19 protein-coding genes are annotated in these 16,530 nt (G+C 62.3%); 4 read left to right on the forward strand and 15 right to left on the reverse strand.

What is annotated here, in order from left to right:
* Window positions 1–225: 225 nt before the first annotated feature.
* The gene (locus ACLV74_RS10845) at window positions 226–447 is read left to right on the forward strand and encodes a glycine zipper 2TM domain-containing protein (RefSeq protein WP_411879409.1); all 222 of its coding nucleotides are present in this window, start codon (window positions 226–228) and stop codon (window positions 445–447) included.
* Between the two features lie 213 nt (window positions 448–660).
* Here ACLV74_RS10845 and ACLV74_RS10850 read toward each other — a convergent pair whose 3' ends face one another.
* The gene (locus ACLV74_RS10850; protein WP_411879410.1) at window positions 661–1,005 is read right to left on the reverse strand and encodes a hypothetical protein; all 345 of its coding nucleotides are present in this window, start codon (window positions 1,003–1,005) and stop codon (window positions 661–663) included.
* A gap of 53 nt (window positions 1,006–1,058) precedes the next feature.
* Here ACLV74_RS10850 and ACLV74_RS10855 point away from each other — a divergent pair, with 53 nt between their 5' ends.
* Window positions 1,059–1,184, forward strand: a complete 126-nt coding sequence (locus ACLV74_RS10855; protein WP_411879411.1) for a hypothetical protein — start codon at window positions 1,059–1,061, stop codon at window positions 1,182–1,184.
* A 40-nt stretch (window positions 1,185–1,224) separates the two neighbouring features.
* Here the strand turns inward: ACLV74_RS10855 and ACLV74_RS10860 are convergent, their stop codons facing one another.
* Window positions 1,225–1,929 (reverse strand): SDR family oxidoreductase, encoded by a 705-nt coding sequence (locus ACLV74_RS10860; protein WP_411879412.1) that lies wholly within the window; start codon window positions 1,927–1,929, stop codon window positions 1,225–1,227.
* A 138-nt stretch (window positions 1,930–2,067) separates the two neighbouring features.
* The gene (locus tag ACLV74_RS10865) at window positions 2,068–2,676 is read right to left on the reverse strand and encodes a TetR/AcrR family transcriptional regulator (RefSeq protein WP_411879413.1); all 609 of its coding nucleotides are present in this window, start codon (window positions 2,674–2,676) and stop codon (window positions 2,068–2,070) included.
* A 250-nt stretch (window positions 2,677–2,926) separates the two neighbouring features.
* On the opposite strand from ACLV74_RS10865, the gene ACLV74_RS10870 reads away from it, so the two are divergent.
* Window positions 2,927–3,292 (forward strand): nuclear transport factor 2 family protein, encoded by a 366-nt coding sequence (locus ACLV74_RS10870; protein WP_411879414.1) that lies wholly within the window; start codon window positions 2,927–2,929, stop codon window positions 3,290–3,292.
* A gap of 29 nt (window positions 3,293–3,321) precedes the next feature.
* Here the strand turns inward: ACLV74_RS10870 and ACLV74_RS10875 are convergent, their stop codons facing one another.
* The 3 genes from ACLV74_RS10875 to ACLV74_RS10885 form a co-directional block, all read right to left on the reverse strand.
* Window positions 3,322–3,756 carry a hypothetical protein gene (locus ACLV74_RS10875; protein WP_411879415.1) on the reverse strand — a complete coding sequence of 145 codons (435 nt, stop codon included), beginning with the start codon at window positions 3,754–3,756 and terminating at the stop codon, window positions 3,322–3,324.
* A 62-nt stretch (window positions 3,757–3,818) separates the two neighbouring features.
* Complete coding sequence (locus ACLV74_RS10880; RefSeq protein WP_411879416.1) at window positions 3,819–4,511, reverse strand: response regulator; 693 nt, start codon at window positions 4,509–4,511, stop codon at window positions 3,819–3,821.
* 329 nt (window positions 4,512–4,840) lie between these two features.
* The gene (locus ACLV74_RS10885) at window positions 4,841–5,296 is read right to left on the reverse strand and encodes an SRPBCC domain-containing protein (RefSeq protein WP_411879417.1); all 456 of its coding nucleotides are present in this window, start codon (window positions 5,294–5,296) and stop codon (window positions 4,841–4,843) included.
* Window positions 5,297–5,494: 198 nt separating this feature from the next.
* On the opposite strand from ACLV74_RS10885, the gene ACLV74_RS10890 reads away from it, so the two are divergent.
* Window positions 5,495–5,926: a response regulator gene (locus ACLV74_RS10890; RefSeq protein ID WP_411879418.1), complete on the forward strand. Its 432-nt coding sequence runs from the start codon at window positions 5,495–5,497 to the stop codon at window positions 5,924–5,926.
* A 147-nt stretch (window positions 5,927–6,073) separates the two neighbouring features.
* Here ACLV74_RS10890 and ACLV74_RS10895 read toward each other — a convergent pair whose 3' ends face one another.
* The 9 genes from ACLV74_RS10895 to ACLV74_RS10935 all read right to left on the reverse strand — a co-directional run bounded on the left by ACLV74_RS10895 (window position 6,074) and on the right by ACLV74_RS10935 (window position 16,384).
* Window positions 6,074–6,811 carry a PaeR7I family type II restriction endonuclease gene (locus ACLV74_RS10895; RefSeq protein WP_411879419.1) on the reverse strand — a complete coding sequence of 246 codons (738 nt, stop codon included), beginning with the start codon at window positions 6,809–6,811 and terminating at the stop codon, window positions 6,074–6,076.
* Window positions 6,811–8,523, reverse strand: a complete 1,713-nt coding sequence (locus tag ACLV74_RS10900) for an Eco57I restriction-modification methylase domain-containing protein (RefSeq protein WP_411879420.1) — start codon at window positions 8,521–8,523, stop codon at window positions 6,811–6,813. Before ACLV74_RS10900 ends, ACLV74_RS10895 begins: the two co-directional genes overlap by 1 nt.
* Before the next feature lie 362 nt (window positions 8,524–8,885).
* Entirely contained in the window at window positions 8,886–9,986 is a 1,101-nt protein-coding gene (locus ACLV74_RS10905) for a VWA domain-containing protein (RefSeq protein ID WP_411879421.1), read from the reverse strand.
* 19 nt (window positions 9,987–10,005) lie between these two features.
* Window positions 10,006–11,037, reverse strand: coding sequence for a DUF58 domain-containing protein (locus ACLV74_RS10910; protein ID WP_411879422.1), 1,032 nt, complete (start codon window positions 11,035–11,037; stop codon window positions 10,006–10,008).
* Window positions 11,038–11,154: 117 nt separating this feature from the next.
* Entirely contained in the window at window positions 11,155–12,183 is a 1,029-nt protein-coding gene (locus ACLV74_RS10915; RefSeq protein WP_411879423.1) for an AAA family ATPase, read from the reverse strand.
* A 50-nt stretch (window positions 12,184–12,233) separates the two neighbouring features.
* Window positions 12,234–13,172: a S1C family serine protease gene (locus ACLV74_RS10920; RefSeq protein ID WP_411879424.1), complete on the reverse strand. Its 939-nt coding sequence runs from the start codon at window positions 13,170–13,172 to the stop codon at window positions 12,234–12,236.
* A gap of 327 nt (window positions 13,173–13,499) precedes the next feature.
* The gene (locus tag ACLV74_RS10925; protein WP_411879425.1) at window positions 13,500–14,360 is read right to left on the reverse strand and encodes an ABC transporter permease; all 861 of its coding nucleotides are present in this window, start codon (window positions 14,358–14,360) and stop codon (window positions 13,500–13,502) included.
* A 10-nt stretch (window positions 14,361–14,370) separates the two neighbouring features.
* Window positions 14,371–15,273, reverse strand: a complete 903-nt coding sequence (locus ACLV74_RS10930) for an ABC transporter permease (protein WP_411879426.1) — start codon at window positions 15,271–15,273, stop codon at window positions 14,371–14,373.
* 10 nt (window positions 15,274–15,283) lie between these two features.
* Entirely contained in the window at window positions 15,284–16,384 is a 1,101-nt protein-coding gene (locus tag ACLV74_RS10935) for an ABC transporter ATP-binding protein (protein WP_411879427.1), read from the reverse strand.
* Between the last annotated feature and the right edge of the window lie 146 nt (window positions 16,385–16,530).

Consider the following 16,530-nt stretch of genomic DNA (forward strand, 5'->3'; position numbering starts at 1 on the left):
GCGAAATCGGGCGGAGTGCGCATCGTTGTAGCGACTTCGTCCTACAGCCCAAACCAGGCAGCGCCCTAGCATGGTCACACCAGCAAAGAAAAGCCATCGCCGTGATGTGTATCGCAAAAACGGTGGCGATTCGCTGATGTGACGAAGGCCTGATGGCGTGATCCCCAGGGTGATCAAGGCATTTGCTCTTCACGCACTTTCATCCACTTTTGAAGGAGATTCACCATGATCAGCATCCAGAAAAGCGCTATCTGCGCAGCAGCAATTGCAATGGCTGCCCTGACGGGCTGCGCCGGCATGTCGACGCAAGACAGGAACACCGCCATCGGTGCGGGCGTGGGCGGCGTGGCCGGCGGCGTGTTGACCGGTGGCAGCACGCTCGGCGTTGTGGGCGGCGCCGCTGTCGGCGGCGTGATCGGCCACGAAGTCAGCAAACCCAAGCAATAAGCAAAACGGCCGGGTGCTGTCTTCTACGCTTTCAAGCGGGAGACGGCCGGCGGGCGCTGCTTGAAGCGACTGGGGCGGCGGGTTCATCCGTCCGGCTCGACAGTTGATGGCACGCCGGCATTGAACCGGCATTTTGGCAACGCTGGCTGAGCGCGGCGTTTCGCATGCAAAGCAAAAACAAAAGCGGCCCTTGAGGCCGTTTTTTTGTTTTTGTCAGCGCGCGGCCGGTGCCGGCCACTTGAGGTTGGCCAGCAGGTAGACCCCGATGGCTGTTCCGATGGGAAAGCCGAGCAACAACACGCAGCCAATCACCATGGAGGACGTCCGGGCCCAGGGGGCTGAGCGGGCGGCGCCGAACGCGATCACGCCATGGGCCAGGCCCAGCAGCAGGATGAGCACAATCGTTCCAATGACGGACGCCGAGTGGTTGCCGAAGATGGCAATGAAGGTGAGGCCTGTCACCTCGTAGAGGACGCAGAGCCCGATGTGCGCGCTCATGCTGCGAATGTTGTCCGGTACGGTGTATTTTTTGACTGGATGGACGGTTGCCGTTTCCATGGGTGTTCCTCCCTTTGAACAGAGGGACTGTACCAAGACAAGCTCGCTCCCGGGTGCAAAGCACCATCGGCGCAGCAGCGATGGCACTGGCCGCCCTGACGGGTTGCAAGCGGCATGGCTACCCAGGATCGCAAACAGCCATCGGCGGCGTGACCGGCCACGAAGTCAGCAAGCACTAGCCATAAAACGGCCGCTCACAAGAGCTGGCCGCATTCAATGTCAGGCCGCCTGCGGCAGGTAGCTGGGCCGGGCCGCCGTCAAGCCGGCCTTGACCTGCTGGGTCGGTTCATCGGCCAGCACTTCATCGGCGCCTGCTTCCAGCCCGTCCAGCGCGCGCTTGACGATGTCCTCGGGGCTGGTCTTGGGCACGTCGAAGTCGCGGATCAGGTCGGTATCGACATAAGCCATGTGCAGGCCCAGCACCTGCGTCTTTTGCGCCGCCAGTTCATGGCGCAATGCATTCGTCAGCGACCAGGCCGCCGACTTGCTGGCCGCATAGGCCGCCAGTTCCCCGCCGTTCACCCACGAAACAATCGACAGCACATTCAGCAGCCCGCCGCCGCCGTTGGCCTTGAGCACCGGCGCGAAGGCCTTGCTCATGCGCAGCACGCCGTAGAAGTTGGTCTCCAGCATGCGGCGCGCCGTGTCTTCGCTGTCGCTTGCCAGGAAGCCGCCGGGCTGGCCGACGCCGGCGTTGTTGATCACCAGCGTGACGTCCGAAGCCAGCGCCGCCGCGGCCGCGACCTCTTCGGGCTTGGTCACGTCCAGCCGCAGGGCCTGCACGCCGGGCAGCTTGACGCTGGCGGGGTCGCGCGCGCCGGCATACACCTTGCGCGCGCCGCGGGCCAGCAGCTCACGCGCGAACGCCTGGCCAATGCCGCGATTGGCGCCGGTGACGAGGACAACAGCATCTTTGATCTTCATAAATACGCTCCAGTTAAAAAGTTAAGGGTTGAAGGGACACACAGGTTCAGCGGATTGCCGGGTTTTGCCGTTTCGCATGACGGTCGTCATATTTAAGGGCGAACAAAAAAACAAAGGAAATTCATGGCCAAAGGGGATTCAGGCGGCGAGTGTGGGCACAAGCTGCTTCACCGCAGCCTCGCACAGGCTGTCGGCCAGCGCGGGGTCGTCCACCGCGCGCGCCAGCAGCAGGGTGCCCACCATGGTGGAGAGCGTCACCAGCGCCCGTTCATGCGCGCCGGGCTGGCCCCAGTCAGGCGACTGGCGGGCCACCAGGTCAATCATTTCCTTGACGTGGCGCGTGGTCGCGCGCCGCACCTCGGGCGCCTGGCGCGGCGTCTCGGATCCCAGCGCCGCCAGCGGGCAGCCCATCTCGGCGCTCTCCACATGCTCGCGCGAAAGATAGCCGCTGATCAGGGACGCCAAGGCTTGCTCCGGCGGCGCGGCGGCCACACCGCGAGCCACCAAGGCGGCCGAATCGCTGCAAGCCCGCGTGGCCGCTTCCGCCAGCATGGCCTCGCGCGACTCAAAGTGGGCATAGAAAGCGCCGTGCGTCAGCCCGGCTTCTTTCATGATGTCGGCGACGCCCGTGCCGCCATAGCCGCTGCGGCGTATGGCCCGCGCGGCCACGGACACGATGCGGTCGTGGGAGGCCTCTTTGGCGGCGGTTCTGGCGTTGGGTTGTGGGTTTGGCATGACGTGCATCATACATCCGGCGGCAAAAATATGTGCGGTCGGGGTTTTTGCACGCCAGCCTCTCTCCAATCTGCGTAAATCTGCGAAATCTGCGGATGAAATCTTTATCCACAGATTACGCAGATGAACACAGATTAAAAGACGGGAACGGGCTCACCGAAGCCTGTCACCTACACGCTGTGCTGCCAGCGCCCGACAAATCCCTGTGTTGAGGCGCGATCAGACTGCGGAGGTCTGCCCCTGAAACAAAGGAGATTCCCCCATGCCAGAGAACCACAAAGATATTCTGCAGAAAGCCAACGCGGCCATCCTGAAAGGCGATTACGAAGGATTCCTGGTGTTCTGCACCGAGGACACCGAATGGACCTTCGTCGGCGACAGGACGCTCAAAGGCAAACAAGCCGTCCGCGACTGGATGGCGGCCGAATACAAGGAGCCGCCGAAGTTTGAGGTCCACCACCTGGTCGCCGAGAACGACTTTGTCGCGGCGCTCGGCGAGATCACCCTGAAAGACCAATCGGGTACGGCCGCCCGCCACGCCTACTGCGACGTCTGGCGTTTCCGGGATGGCAGGATGGCCGGGCTGCAGGCTTTTGTCATTGAAGCTGGGCCGCAAGACCGCGGCTAGCGCATCCGCGCCCGGGTCTTGATGAGGGCTCAGGAATGCGCGCAGCCGGCCTGGCGCTCAAAGAAAAATCCATTGAATTCGATGGGTATATCGCCCAGGCCAATGCGATACACAAGCAGACGTTTTTCGGCATCGAAGCTGGCAAGGCTTCCCTGCGGCCGCAACCTCAGCTGGTCCTTCGCGACAGCCGTGGGGAAGTCCTGCTTCCCGCCCAATTCAATATGCACCAGCGCCGGGTTCGCGCTGTCCTGCCGCCAGCGGCTTGGGTTGTAGCCCAGGTAACCGCCTTGAAAGCGCAAGGTCCCGCCCGGCTCAAAGACCATGCACATCGCCGCGAACTCCGTGCCGTCGTTGAACCAGGACGTCCCGGAGATATTGAACGGGGCGGCTACCGCGAAAGCGCAAACAACAGCAGTCGCAGCGCAAACCAGCGATGAGCGAAGTGAAGAGAAAAAGGGCTTCATGAGAGCGTGAACACCGATAGAAGCTTGCGGCCGCTCACCACTGCGCACGGCCGACGGACAGGTTAGACCCCGAGGTGCAGGGCTGAGAGAACATATTCGAACAATTCGGCCGCGCGGCTTGTCAAGCCGAGTGCGCCGTTCTTTCGTGCCTCCGCCTTGCGCTCGGGTGTGCTCGATCCGGCATAGATAATGAAGGGCGTCGTGTTGCCCGCTTCCCGGAGTTTTGAGAGAAGGGTGAGGCCCGCGCGTGGATCGGACGGGCGTCCCATGTCTGAAATGATGACGTCGACGTGCTGGCGTGACACCTTCTCGAGGGCCTCCTCGGTTGAAGTTGCCAATATAAATCTGGCGCCTAGAGCCTCGAGGGACTTTCTTTCATTGACGTTGTTGCCAGGCCGGTCATCCACCCAAAGCACAGTCGATCGCCGTGCTTTGCGAAGCACTCGCGGTGTAACCGTTTCGGCCACGAGGTCCGCCACATCCTCCGCGTCTCGCGCTGCGGTTTCCGGCGTTGCGCCGGGCTCGGGCCGGGAGGCATTGGCGGCCGCCAATGCCGCCGCCACCTCGGCTTGCTTGCGCTTCGCCGAGGCCTCGAAGCCCGCGCCCTTCAAGGAGAATTCGCCCAGACTCTCAAAGAAGCTTCCCAGCGCCGGCCCAAACCGGACAAGGACAAACACCAGAAGCGCCGGCCAGATCAGGACGGCTGCAAGCCTCGTGGCGGCCTCCAGCACCTTTACAAATTCGTCGATGCTCATGGATAGGGGCCTCTCTCGGGAGTCTGATGGAAATCACCATGCGGTGACAGGCGGCGCTCCAGCGTGGCCGCAGCGGGAGGATTTCCCGCTGTGTCTGCCGCCACCGCTTTGTGAGCTTGCAGATGACGTGGCGCCTGCCGGTTGTGCCTGTTTAGGGCCTGGAGATTCTAGGAAGCATGCTTGAGATTCACATCCTCCGAATAGACTAGATAAACGACCGCACAGCTCGCTGTCGTCACGGTAGCAAGAACAGGCTTGCGAAGCTGTCCCCCGCAAGAGGAGGCTTGTTAAGGGTTTTTAATGCGTCCCCGGGCTTTGCGGCATTGGGTTCAGCCCTCCACCAGCCGTGCCAGTTTTCCCAGCGACATGCGCCATCCGGCTTGGTTGTCGGCCGGTGCAACACCGGGCGGCACACCTTCATGCAACGCGACAAGCCGGGTGCCGGCATGCTCATCCGAGAGTTCTATCGTGGACCTCATTTCGCCCTGCATTTCGGGCCTGGAGGTTTCGAACTCCATCACCTCGACCACACGCTCATTGAGCACCAGCTCCTTGAAATAGCCGTGGTAGGTGTCGGTGTGCGCTGATGTCTTGCCGGCCGCGCCCGGCTCTTGGTAAGTCAGCGAGACGCGGTACTTGCCGCCTTCACGCGCTTCAAATTCATGCACCACCAGGGTCATGCCGTCGGGGACTTTCCATTTGGCGATGGCATCGGCTTCGATCAGTGCCGCATAGATGCGCGGGCGCGGGGCTTCGATGTGCAGCGATAGGTGGGTTGAACTCATGGCCACAGCTTAGTGGCGGCCCTGCACAAGATCAAGCACGCCCTCCCTGCCAGTACCAGCTTGGCCTGCGCTTGCGCACTTCTGCAAGGGCCCCGGAGAATCGCGCCCCGGCGCGGACTATGCAGTAGTATGGGCTTCCCCCATCCGCCAGGTGGTTTCTTTCCCGGGTTTCCCGCAACCACCGCACAGGCCAGTTCCATGCCCCCTCTCCACATCGCCGAACCGCAGGACGCGGGCGAAGAAGTACGCGCGCTTGACCTTGACAGCGGCCCCACCCCAAAAATCCTGGTGGTCGACGACAACGCCGATGCCGCCGACGCCTTGGGTGCGCTGCTGCGCGAGTTCGGCCACGAGGTGCTGGTCGCCTACGGCCCCGTCGAAGCCCTGGCCGCGGCACCCGGCTTTGCACCGGACATCGCGATCCTGGACATCGGCCTGCAGGTCATGGATGGTTATGAACTCGCCGGCGAACTGCGCAAGCGCCTGGGCCTACAGGCGCCGGCCATGATCGCGCTTTCGGGGTATGGGCAGGAGAGTGACCGCAACCGATCTGCCGATGCGGCGTTCTCCGCGCATCTGGTGAAGCCGGTGGATCTGGATGACTTGTTTGCGAGTATTGCGGGGGCCTAGGTGCTGGGGTCAGTGAATCTCCACATTGGTGTGAGATATTTTCCTGGCTGGCCGTGCTTAACAACCTAGATTGGTCACGCGTTTGATCATCAAACTCATCTTTGGTCTGGCAATCAACTCTAAGACAAATTATGGAGATTGGTTTCGTTAAATTTTCTTTGCTGCTTCAGTCGCAATGTGACCTGCGAACGAAGTGACAAAACTCTCAAGGCTCGAGAGCTCTGATAGTTCGCAATATTTACCGGATTTAACCGCTGTGCGTGGGCTGGCAATTAAAGCAGTAGCGGTATATAGCTGCTCTTTAACCAAACGCTGGCAAAGCAAGTCGTACCTTCTCAAATAGGACGCGCCATCAAATTCAGGGAATACTTTGAAATGAGGTTCGTCATTACGGACCGACGCCCGGGACTTCGCCGCGTCTTCCACAACCATGAGCCATCCTAGAAAGGGTTTTGTTTGTCCCCCAAAAGCGCCTTCTCGGTAGGCTGTCCAAAGACAATGAGCCGTGCCGATAGCTTCTTCCGCCCGATTATTAAAATTGTTGCCAAAGGAGCCAACTTGTGACTTGCATTCAATTGCAGCAACAAGCCGATCTCCATTCATAACCAATAGATCCCATTGCTTGGTAGGACGAAAGTAGCCCGGTAGTACTACGAAGCCCTTGTTTTGGTAAATCTTGGCGTGGCCAAGGCCATTTGCTTCGACGAGGCTTTTGATCATTGCCACAAAGCCATCCAAGTTCTTTCCCGCCGTTACGGACCCGCGGGTGCCCGCATCAATATTCCCGGACTCGATTTGCTTTACTCTCGCTGCCTCGCGATTTCCCCAAAATGCCTTGATCGCGTCGCGGGCTTGGCCTTTGTAGTTTGCTAAATTAAGCGCCATTATGCTAACGCGAGTGCTACGCGCTCTGCTTGAGTCAAGTTGTAGAGATCCGCGACAGCAGAATTGGAGGCATCCATGTCCAAATTCTCTCCCGCTTCAAATAGTTTTTTTCGCATCGTATCGGGCACGGAATCCCAATGGGGAAGTCGAATTCGTCGCAAATACTGTGCTTGAAACCTTAAAAATCCGCCGCGCATCTTTGTCGAATAGGTTGCAATAAACAATCGCGTAAGACCGGATAGAAGCACAGCCTGAAGCGCACGTAGCTCCCAAGCATCTGAGGTTACAAAGTACAGATTGTGGTGAGGGTAAAGCCCATCAGCCTCATAAACCACCTGGGCTTTTCCCTTTATATCGGGTATGAGTAGTTTTGGGCGCTGAGAGAGTGAGGGAGTAATGCGATCAATAGTCCTAAACCAGCGTGTGGAGTCTTTTCTTGCCACGTGTCTGGCGGTGATGGTTTCTCTGCGAGCCTCAAGGTATGCAGCAAGCCTTGGATACGCTTTCAAGTCGACGAGTGGTCCTTCGTCCGTAAAGGGATTGATCACGCCGTACCCGCGCCACTCAACGCGACCGGTAAGTATGTCTCTCGTCATCACGAGCGGAAGTTTCCGGTCCTCTTCGACGTCGAGGTCTGCAAATTTTCCGATGTAGGCTTGATCTGCGCCTGTTGCAACCCCAATTCCAACTTTGCACCCAGCCTGTTCAAGTGTGGGATAGTTTGATTCGATGCGACGTACTAGATCGGTGAGTGTTGATCGATTTAGAAGCCAAGGTTCAGCTCCATTCGTGACACCGTCCAGCCGATACACACCGGGATGCTCTGATTTGGTTTTTCCGCTAAGAGCTTTGGCTAAGAGTTTCAGGCTACTTGGGCTGAGGTCGGGGCGTTCGGCAACGTAGGTTGGGCCACTCAACGCCCTCTCGATGACAGTTATTGCGGGATACGCGATTACGTCAGAGTGAAATGCTGGTGTATCGACCATATCAATGTAAGCGCGTAGACGGAACTGTGAAGCAACTAGAGCTCGTAGCGGAGCACCATAGCGATTCTTGGTCCATCGGTCAGCACAAATAAAACTCAGTTGCCCCCCTTGCTTGAGCAAATTGAGTGATTTTTCAATAAAGGGCACATATAGATCTGCTCGGTCATAAAGCGTTGGGAATCGCTTTCGATACTCCTGCAGCAACGGCGCGGGTATCAACTCCTGCCTCACATAGGGTGGATTTCCGATGACGAAATCAAACTCAGTAGGCAGCCGCGCGAGGAGGAAGTCACCTTGGACTAGCCAAAGCGACGCCAGTCGCTCTGCTTCTCCGGGGTCTAATCCTTCCTGACAGAGTCGAGCTAATACAGCGGAGCGAGTCCTGTCGAAGGTTGGCTTGTGCAGTTCTACTGCGCGAATGCAATTGTCTAGAGAGGGAGAAGGAGTGCCATTCCTCTGGGCTCGTTGCCAAGAGTCCAATAGCCGGTCGATGGCGGGAAGAAGGAAATCGCCGCCACCGAACGAGGGCTCCAACAAGGACCGATTTTGCAATGCTCTTGATGGAACGTAGTCGACTAGGTCAAGTACGAAGTCAACTACCTCTTTACGGGTGAATATAGCTCCTCTCTCCTCGATGCCCGACGAATGCGCAAGTTCATTCACCGCATCAGAAAGGGCACAAAATCCCGGCAAAGCGGGTTGATCGAGGAAGAGTTCGGTTTCCATGCTGGTTGAGGATGACACAGATTATCTTGTAATTCGTGCAAGCCAAAGCGCAACTTCATCAGTGATGTGGCGAAGGGCGTGGACTTTTGGGCGTCTTGCCTTCCAATAGAGACAGAGTTTCGCATGCGAAACATAGCAGAGCGAAGATTAAGGCGAAGAGACCCTCCAAATAGAAGTTTGGCAGGCACTACGGCGCTAGGGTTGATTTGGTCGTGACGATGCCCTTGGGGGCAAACCAACAGTTTGGGGCAGGCCTTTTCTCGACCTGCTGGCTTACAGCAGGCGACCCGATTATGCCGACTCGAGGCAAAGCATCAAAAACCAGGGGCGCTTCTTACGGCACAGCATGCCAGTGCCTCTCCTCAAAGAATCCGGTTAAACCAAAGCAGCGACAAACTCGCCGACACCAGCGCCAGCGCAGCCGCCACCAGCGCGAGCAGCCCGGAGATCTCGGTTTCTTTTTTCTCGATCGCCAGCCGCGAGCTCAGCGTCTCATAGACCTTCTTCAAGTCCGCCGCCGTGCCGGCGTAGAAATACTCAGCCTGCGTGGTGCGGGCGATGCCCTTCAAGGTTTCCTCGTCGAGCTTGACGCGCATGGACCAGCCTTCAAAGCCGATTGTTTCGCCGTCCACCGTGCCGACGCCCACGGTGTAGACGCGCACGCCGCGGTCGGCGGCGGCTTTGGCGGCGTCCAGTGAATCCACGCCTGTGGTGCGCTGGCCGTCGGTCAGCAGGATGATGGCGCCTGAGGTGTAGGAGCCTGGGGCTACCGGCACGAACTCTTTCTTGGCGCCCTTGTCGGGGGCCAGTGCCTGGTCTATGGAGGTGCCGCGCGGTTTTTCTCTGCCGTATTGCATGGACGCCAAATCAATGCCGGCATCGGGGAAGAGTTCGGCCAGCGAGACGACGATGCCGTTGCCGATGGCGGTGCCGCGCTGCAGCTGGAATTTGTCGATGGCGACGACCAGGTCTTCGCGGCTGAGGGTGGGTTGCTGCACGACCGAGGCCGTGCCGGCGAAGGCGACTACGCCCACGCGCACATTGCGCGGCAGGTCGGCGAGGAAGGCCTTGGCGGCGTTCTGGGCGGCGACCAGGCGGTTGGGTAACACGTCGGCGGCGCGCATGCTGCCGGAGACGTCCATGGCCAGGATGATGGTTTCGCGCTGCGAGGGCAGGCTGATGACGGCGAAGGGGCGCGAGGCCGCGATCAGCATGGCGACAATCGACAGCAAAAACAGGATGGGCGGCACATGGCGGCGAAAGCCCTGGCCGCGGCCCATGGCTTCGCGCACGATGGAGAGGCTGGCGTAGCGCAGGGCGATTTTTTTCTTGCGGCGCAGCAGCCAGATGTAGATGGCGATGAGCACCGGAATGGCCAGCAGCAGCCATAAAAATTCCGGCCACAGGAAAGTCGGCAAGGGCAGTTTGGACATGAAGGAGGTGAGCCAGCTGGGGGTGTTCATGGGGGTGTCCTTGGCAGCTTCAGGCGGCGTGCCTCAGGTGGGCGGGCAGGGCGCCGCCGCCAGCACCCGAAGTGCGGCTGCGGCGCTTGCGCAGTTCGGTGAAGCGCATGATGGCGTCGACCAGGTTGTCGTCGGTGGAAAGTTCCAGCGTGTCCACGCCGGCGCGCGCCAGCGATTGGCGCAGCTCGGCTTCGCGCTGGGCGGCGATTTGCGCAAAGCGTTTGCGGAAACCCGCGTCGTGGGTGTCGACCAGCAGTTGCTCGCCGGTTTCCACGTCGCGTATCGGGATCAGGCCCAGGTCGGGCAGGTCCAGCTCCAAAGGGTCGAGCAGGCGCACGGCCACGACTTCGTGGCGGCGGGCGAGCTGGCCCAAAGGCTTTTCCCAACCGGGTTCGGTGATGAAGTCGGACACGACAAACACGGTGGAGCGGCGGCGCACCAGGTTGGCGGCGGATTCGAGCAGCTCGTGCAGGCGCGTGGGGCCCAGCGTGGTGGCCTCGGGCCTGGCCTGCAGGGTGTGCAGCAGGTGCAGCACGTGGTTGCGGCCGCCGCGCGCGGGGATCACGGCGTCGACGCCGGAGCCGTAGAGCATGGCGCCCACGCGGTTGCCGTGGCGCGTCAGCATGCGGGCCAACACGGCGACGAAGTCGGCCGAGACATTGCGCTTGCGTTGCTCGCTGGAGCCGAAGTCCATGGAGGGGCTCAGGTCCAGCAGGAACCAGGCGCTCATCTCGCGGTCTTCGGTGAAGACGCGCACGTGGGGTTGTTCGAGCCGTGCGGTGACGTTCCAGTCGATGTGGCGCACGTCGTCATGGTGCTGGTATTCGCGCAGGTCGGCCAGGTCCATGCCGGTGCCGCGCAGCAGCGTGCGGTAGTCGCCCTGCAGCAGGCCGTCGAGGCGGCGCAGCACGGTCCACTCGAGGCGTTTGAGCAATTGATCCGCGCTCGCACCTCCCGTTCGCCCTGAGCTTGTCGAAGGGTGGGCTTCGACAAGCTCAGCCCGAACGGAGGAGGTGCGAGCGTGTGGGGATTCAGGCGGCGGGTTTTTCATGTTCGAGCGGTGTTGTCATGCGCCATGACTCCCCGTTCGCCCTGAGCTTGTCGAAGGGCTGGCTTCGACAAGCTCAGCCCGAACGGAGGGGAGGGACGTGAGCGCGTGGGACTCATCTCATGCAGCCAGTTTTTCATGCTCTAGTGGTTTTGCTGGGGGCGGGACTTTTGCCATGATCTTGGCGATCAGCCCGTCTGCGGTCAGTCCTTCAGACAGCGCCTCATACGACAGCACCAGTCGGTGGCGCAGCACGTCGGGCACCAGGTCGCTCATGTCTTCGGGCAGGGCGTAGCTGCGGCCGCGCAGCAGGGCCAGGGCGCGCGCGCCTTCGGTCAAATTGATGGTGGCGCGCGGGCTGGCGCCGAAGGTGATGAAGCGCTGCAAGTCCTTGAGGCCGTGCTTGACGGGCGAGCGCGTGGCCGAGACCAGGCGCACGGCGTATTGCACGAGGGACGGGTCGACGTAGATGCGGCGGCACTCGGCCTGCAGCGCGGCCAGCTGCTCGGTGGTGGCGACGGCGCTCACGGCGACGGCCGGGCCGGTGACGCGCTGGACGATGACGAACTCTTCCTCGTCGGTGGGGTAGTCGACCAGCACCTTCATCATGAAGCGGTCGACCTGGGCCTCGGGCAGCGGGTAGGTGCCTTCGGTCTCGATCGGGTTCTGCGTGGCCATGACCAGGAAGGGCTCGGGCACCTTGTGGGTGAAGCCGGCAATCGTGACCTGGCGTTCCTGCATCACCTCCAGCAGCGCGCTCTGCACCTTGGCGGGCGCGCGGTTGATTTCATCGGCCAGCAGCAGGTTGGTGAAGACGGGGCCCAGCGAGGTGCTGAACTCGCCGGTTTTCTGGTTGTAGATGCGCGTGCCCACCAGGTCGGCCGGCACCAGGTCGGGCGTGAACTGGATGCGCTTGAAGTTGCCCTGCACGGTGTTGGCCAGGGTCTTGATGGTGAGCGTCTTGGCCAGGCCGGGCACGCCCTCGACCAGCAAATGGCCCTGGGCCAGGATGGCGACCATGACGCGCTCGAGGAAGCGGTCCTGGCCGACGACGACGCGCTTGACCTCGTAGAGGATCTGCTCCATGAGCTGGGCGGTGTCGTGGTTGGCGTTGGTATTGGCGTGCGGGGGCGTGGTGCTCTGTTCCATGCGGCGGTGTCCTTTGGAGGAGGTCGAAAGATGTTGGGGCTGGTGCCTGTTCAGAACGGCGGCATGCCGGCGGCCGAGGCGGCGTTTTCAATTGGCACGGCAAAGCCTATGCCGACAAAGCTGCGCTGCTGGTTGGGGTTGAAGATGGCGGTGACGATGCCGATGACCTCGCCGTCCATGGTGACCAGCGGGCCGCCGGAATTGCCGGGGTTGGCGGCGGCGTCGAACTGGATCAGGTTGGTCATCATCTGCTTGCCTTCGGGCGAGCGGAAGTTGCGCTTGAGCCCGGAGATCACGCCCTGCGAGGCCGAGGGGCCTATGCCGAAGGGATAGCCCACGGCCATGACCTGGTCGCCGGGGGCGAGGTCTGCGGTGGAGCGCATGGTGGCGGCGATCAGGTCGTCGGGAATCTTGTGGGCCTGCAGCACGGCCAGGTCGTTTTCAGGCTGCACGCCGGTGATGCTGGCGGTGGATTCGAGGCCGTCGGCAAAGGTGACCGTGATGGTCTGGGCGCCCTGCACCACGTGCAGGTTGGTCAGGATGATGCCCTTGTCGACGATGACGACGCCGGTGCCCACGCTGGTGTGCTCCTTGTCATCCTTGCCGTCCTTGTCCTTGCCCGTGCCGGTGATGCGCACGACCGAGGGGATGATGGTGTCGTAGGCCTTGGTGCCGGGGGAAGGCAGCACCGTGGTCTCCAGCGTCTTGAGCACGGCGGCGTTGATGTCTTCCTGCGTGAGCTTGCGCGCCGGGTTGCGCAGCGGCGAGGAAAAGCTGACGGCCAGCAGCAGCGCCAGCAGGCCGACCACCGACCAGAGCAGGTAAAGCTGGTGGCGCGCCAGCCGGGTGGCGAGGCGGGACAGCCGGGGGAAGCGGGAGGGTGGGGTGTCGCCGGCCAGGGCGGCCTGCTCGGGCGTTTGCGGTGTCTCCGCATCACCCGCGCCCGGCGCCGGACGGTTTGAACTGCTGTAAAGGGCTGGCCTGCGCATCCGTTCACCTTTGGGGTTTAAGTCAAAACCGGGCTGGTACCGGGTCCTGGAACGCCGTTCCAAACCCCGGATTCACAGCTGCACCGTATCACGATTTGTGCATCCATGCACGGGATTTGGGTATGCGTGGGAGGGGGTTTTGTAAACCCTCGTTGCGGCGGGCGGCGCCGAGGGGAATCCCGGTTTGGTGCATCCTGGTTTTTAACCCCCTCTCCCTCAGGGAGAGGGTTGGGGTGAGGGCCAGCGGCGATAGATACGCCTCCCTTTTGTGCACGGGCCGCAGCCCCCTCACCCCTGCCCTCTCCCAGAGGGAGAGGGAGCAAGACCTTAGCGCCCGGCGCCGTCGGCCGGCTTGCGCAGCAACGTCAACGCCAGCGCGGCCGAAGCCAGCATCAGGAACAGGCTCACCGCATTGAGCACCGGCGTGGCGCCTTCGCGCATGCGGCCGTACATCATGACGGTGAGCGGCGCGTCCGAGCCGACCAGCATCAGCGTGGTGTTGAAGTTCTCAAACGACATCAAAAACGAGATCGCCGCGGCGCCTATGAGCGCGGGTTTCAGGTAGGGCAGCGTGATGGTGCCGAAGACCGCCGCGCGCGAGGCGCCCAGGTTGTAGGCGGCTTCTTCCAAAGTGATGTCAAAACGTTTCAGGCGCGCGGTGATGATCAGGGTGGCGATGGAGACGATGTAAGAAAACTGGCCTATCACCACCAGCGGCAGGCCGGGGCGCAGGAAGTCCAGCTCCAGGCCCCAGGCGTCGTCGGCGAACTGCGCCAGCCGGCTGGCAAAGGCCAGCACCGAGATGCCCAGGATCACGCCCGGGATCACCAGCGGCGCCAGCATCAGCATGGACAGCGCCTGTTTGCCCGGGAAGCGCGCGCGTTCGATCAAAAAGGCATTGGTGGTGCCGACCAGCACCGCCAGCAGGGTGACCCAGGCGGCCACCACCACGCTGGTCCACAGGCTGGCCAGCATGGGCCCGTCGGAAAACAGCCCGGTGCGGCCAGCCCGGCTGCCGAAAAACCAGTCCAGCGTGAAGCCGCGCCAGGGCGGCGCCGGGTAGGGCGCGTCGTTGAAGGCGAACACGGCGACCACCACCAGCGGCAGGAACAGAAAGGCGAAAAACGCCAGCGCATAGACCACGGTGCCGGCGCGCAGCCAGGCGGGGCGGGGCAGGGAGGCGATCATGCGGCTTCCTTCATGACCGGCGCATCACTTCGCCGAATTTTTGGCCAGTAAGTTTCAGGCCTAACCAGACGATGGCGGTGGACAGCCCCAGCAACAAAAACCCGAAGGCCGCGCCCTGTTCCCAGTTAAAGCGCGTGATGAACTGGGTGTAGATCTGCTCGGTGAACCACAGCGAATTCTTGCCGCCCAGCAGGGTGGGTGTGAGGTAGTTGCCCAGGGTCAGCATAAAGACCACGATGCAGCCGGCCAGGATGCCGGGCGCGGCATGCGGGATGACGATCTGGCGCAGGATGGACGGGCCGTTGCCGCCCAGGTCGTAGGCGGCCTCGATCAGGGTGTCGTCCAGGCTTTCGAGCGCGCTGATCAGCGGCACCACCATGAAGAGCATGGAGGTGTAGACCAGGCCGACCAGGATGGTGGCGTCGCGGTACAGCAGCTCGACAGGCGTATCCGTGATGCCCAGCTGCACCAGCACGGCGGGCAGCACGCCGGATTCGCGCAGCAGAATCATCCAGCCCAGGGTGCGCACGGTTTCGCTGACCCAGAAGGGGATCAGGCACATGACCAGCAGCAGCGACTTGGCGCGGCCGCGCACCAGCTTGGCAATCGTCCAGGCAATCGGGAAGGCCAGCAGCAGCGTGATGCCCGTGGCCAGGATGGACATCAGCGCGGTGCGCACAAAGGTGTGCCAGTACAAGGGCTCTTCGATAAAGGTGCGGTACTGCGCGAAGCTGGGCGCGTACTGGCGCGGCGCGATGCGTTCGCGCAGCGAGAGCACGGCCAGGTCTATGTGCGGCAGCACGATGAGGCCGACCAGCCAGATCAGCGCGGGGGCCAGCAGCAGGAACAGGATCAGCCGGGCCTGGGCCGGCGCGGAGTCGCTGGGGGTGGGCAGGACGGCCGCGGCTTGCATGGTTGAAGCCTCAGCGGTTGCCGAAGCAGACGGCCTGCCCCGGGTCGAAGCTGAAGGCCACCGTCTCGCCGATGCGCAGGTCGGCGAAGCGGCCGGTCTGCGGCAGGGCGATGCGGAATTCGGTGCGGCTGGCGGTTTCGCGCAGCAGCACCGCCGAGTTGGCGCCGTCAAACAGCAGGCTTTCCACCTGGCCGGCGTACACCGTGTGGTTGGCGGGTAGCTCGGTGGCGTCGCGCGCCAGGCTGATGGCTTCGGGCCGCACAAAAGCCTGCACCGCCTGGTTGGCCTGCAGCCGGCCGGCGGCGCGCGCGCGCAGGGCCAGGCCTTCGCCGGTGGTGAGCGCCACCACGCTGCCGGCTTCGGCGCCCGCGGCCGTGGTGCTGCCGGTGAGCTTGTTGTTGGCGCCCACAAAGCCCGCGACAAACGGGGTTTGCGGCTGGTAATAGAGCTCCTGCGGCGTGCCCAGCTGCTCGAAGCCGCCGGCGTTCATCACGGCCACGTGGTCGGACAGCACCAGGGCTTCGGACTGGTCGTGCGTGATGTAGACAAAGGTGGTGCCGAAAGCCGCCTGCAGCTGCTTGAGCTCGACCTTCATGTGTTCGCGCAGCTTCAGGTCCAGCGCGCCCAGCGGTTCGTCGAGCAGCAGCAGCGTGGGCTCCAGCACCAGGCTGCGCGCGATGGCCACGCGCTGGCGCTGGCCGCCCGAGAGCTGGTCGACGCGCTTGTCCTGCATGCCGGGCAGGCTCACGCGTTCGAGCATGGCGCCCACCTTGGCGGCGATGTCGCTGCGCGAGAGGCCACGCCGCGCCAGGCCGTAGCCGACGTTTTCACCGACCGACATCATGGGAAACAGCGCCAGGTGCTGGAACACCATGTTGACGGGCCGCTGGTTGGGCGGCACGCCGTTCATGGGCTTGCCGCCTATGTGGATCTGGCCCGCGTCGGGCGACAGGAAGCCGGCGATCATGCGAAGCAGCGTGGTCTTGCCGCAGCCCGAGGGGCCGAGGATGGAGAAAAAGCTGCCGCGCTCCACCGTGAAGGACAGGTCCTTCACGGCGGGCTGGCCGGCGTAGGTTTTACCGACGTGCTCGGCTTGCAAATCCGCGTGCATGGGTGGGCGTGCCTGCTTTAGTGATCTGCCGCGTGCGCCAGCGGACGGGTGCTTGCACACAAAGAGCGAAAGGCCAGTGAAAGCGCGGAACCGGCTTTGCCGGGCCGCAGCTTTCGTCCCCCTGGGGGGAAGGCGCGAAGCGACTC

The sequence above is a fragment of the Polaromonas sp. YR568 genome (assembly GCF_943369415.1).
In the GTDB taxonomy this organism is placed as follows: Bacteria; Pseudomonadota; Gammaproteobacteria; order Burkholderiales; family Burkholderiaceae_C; genus Polaromonas.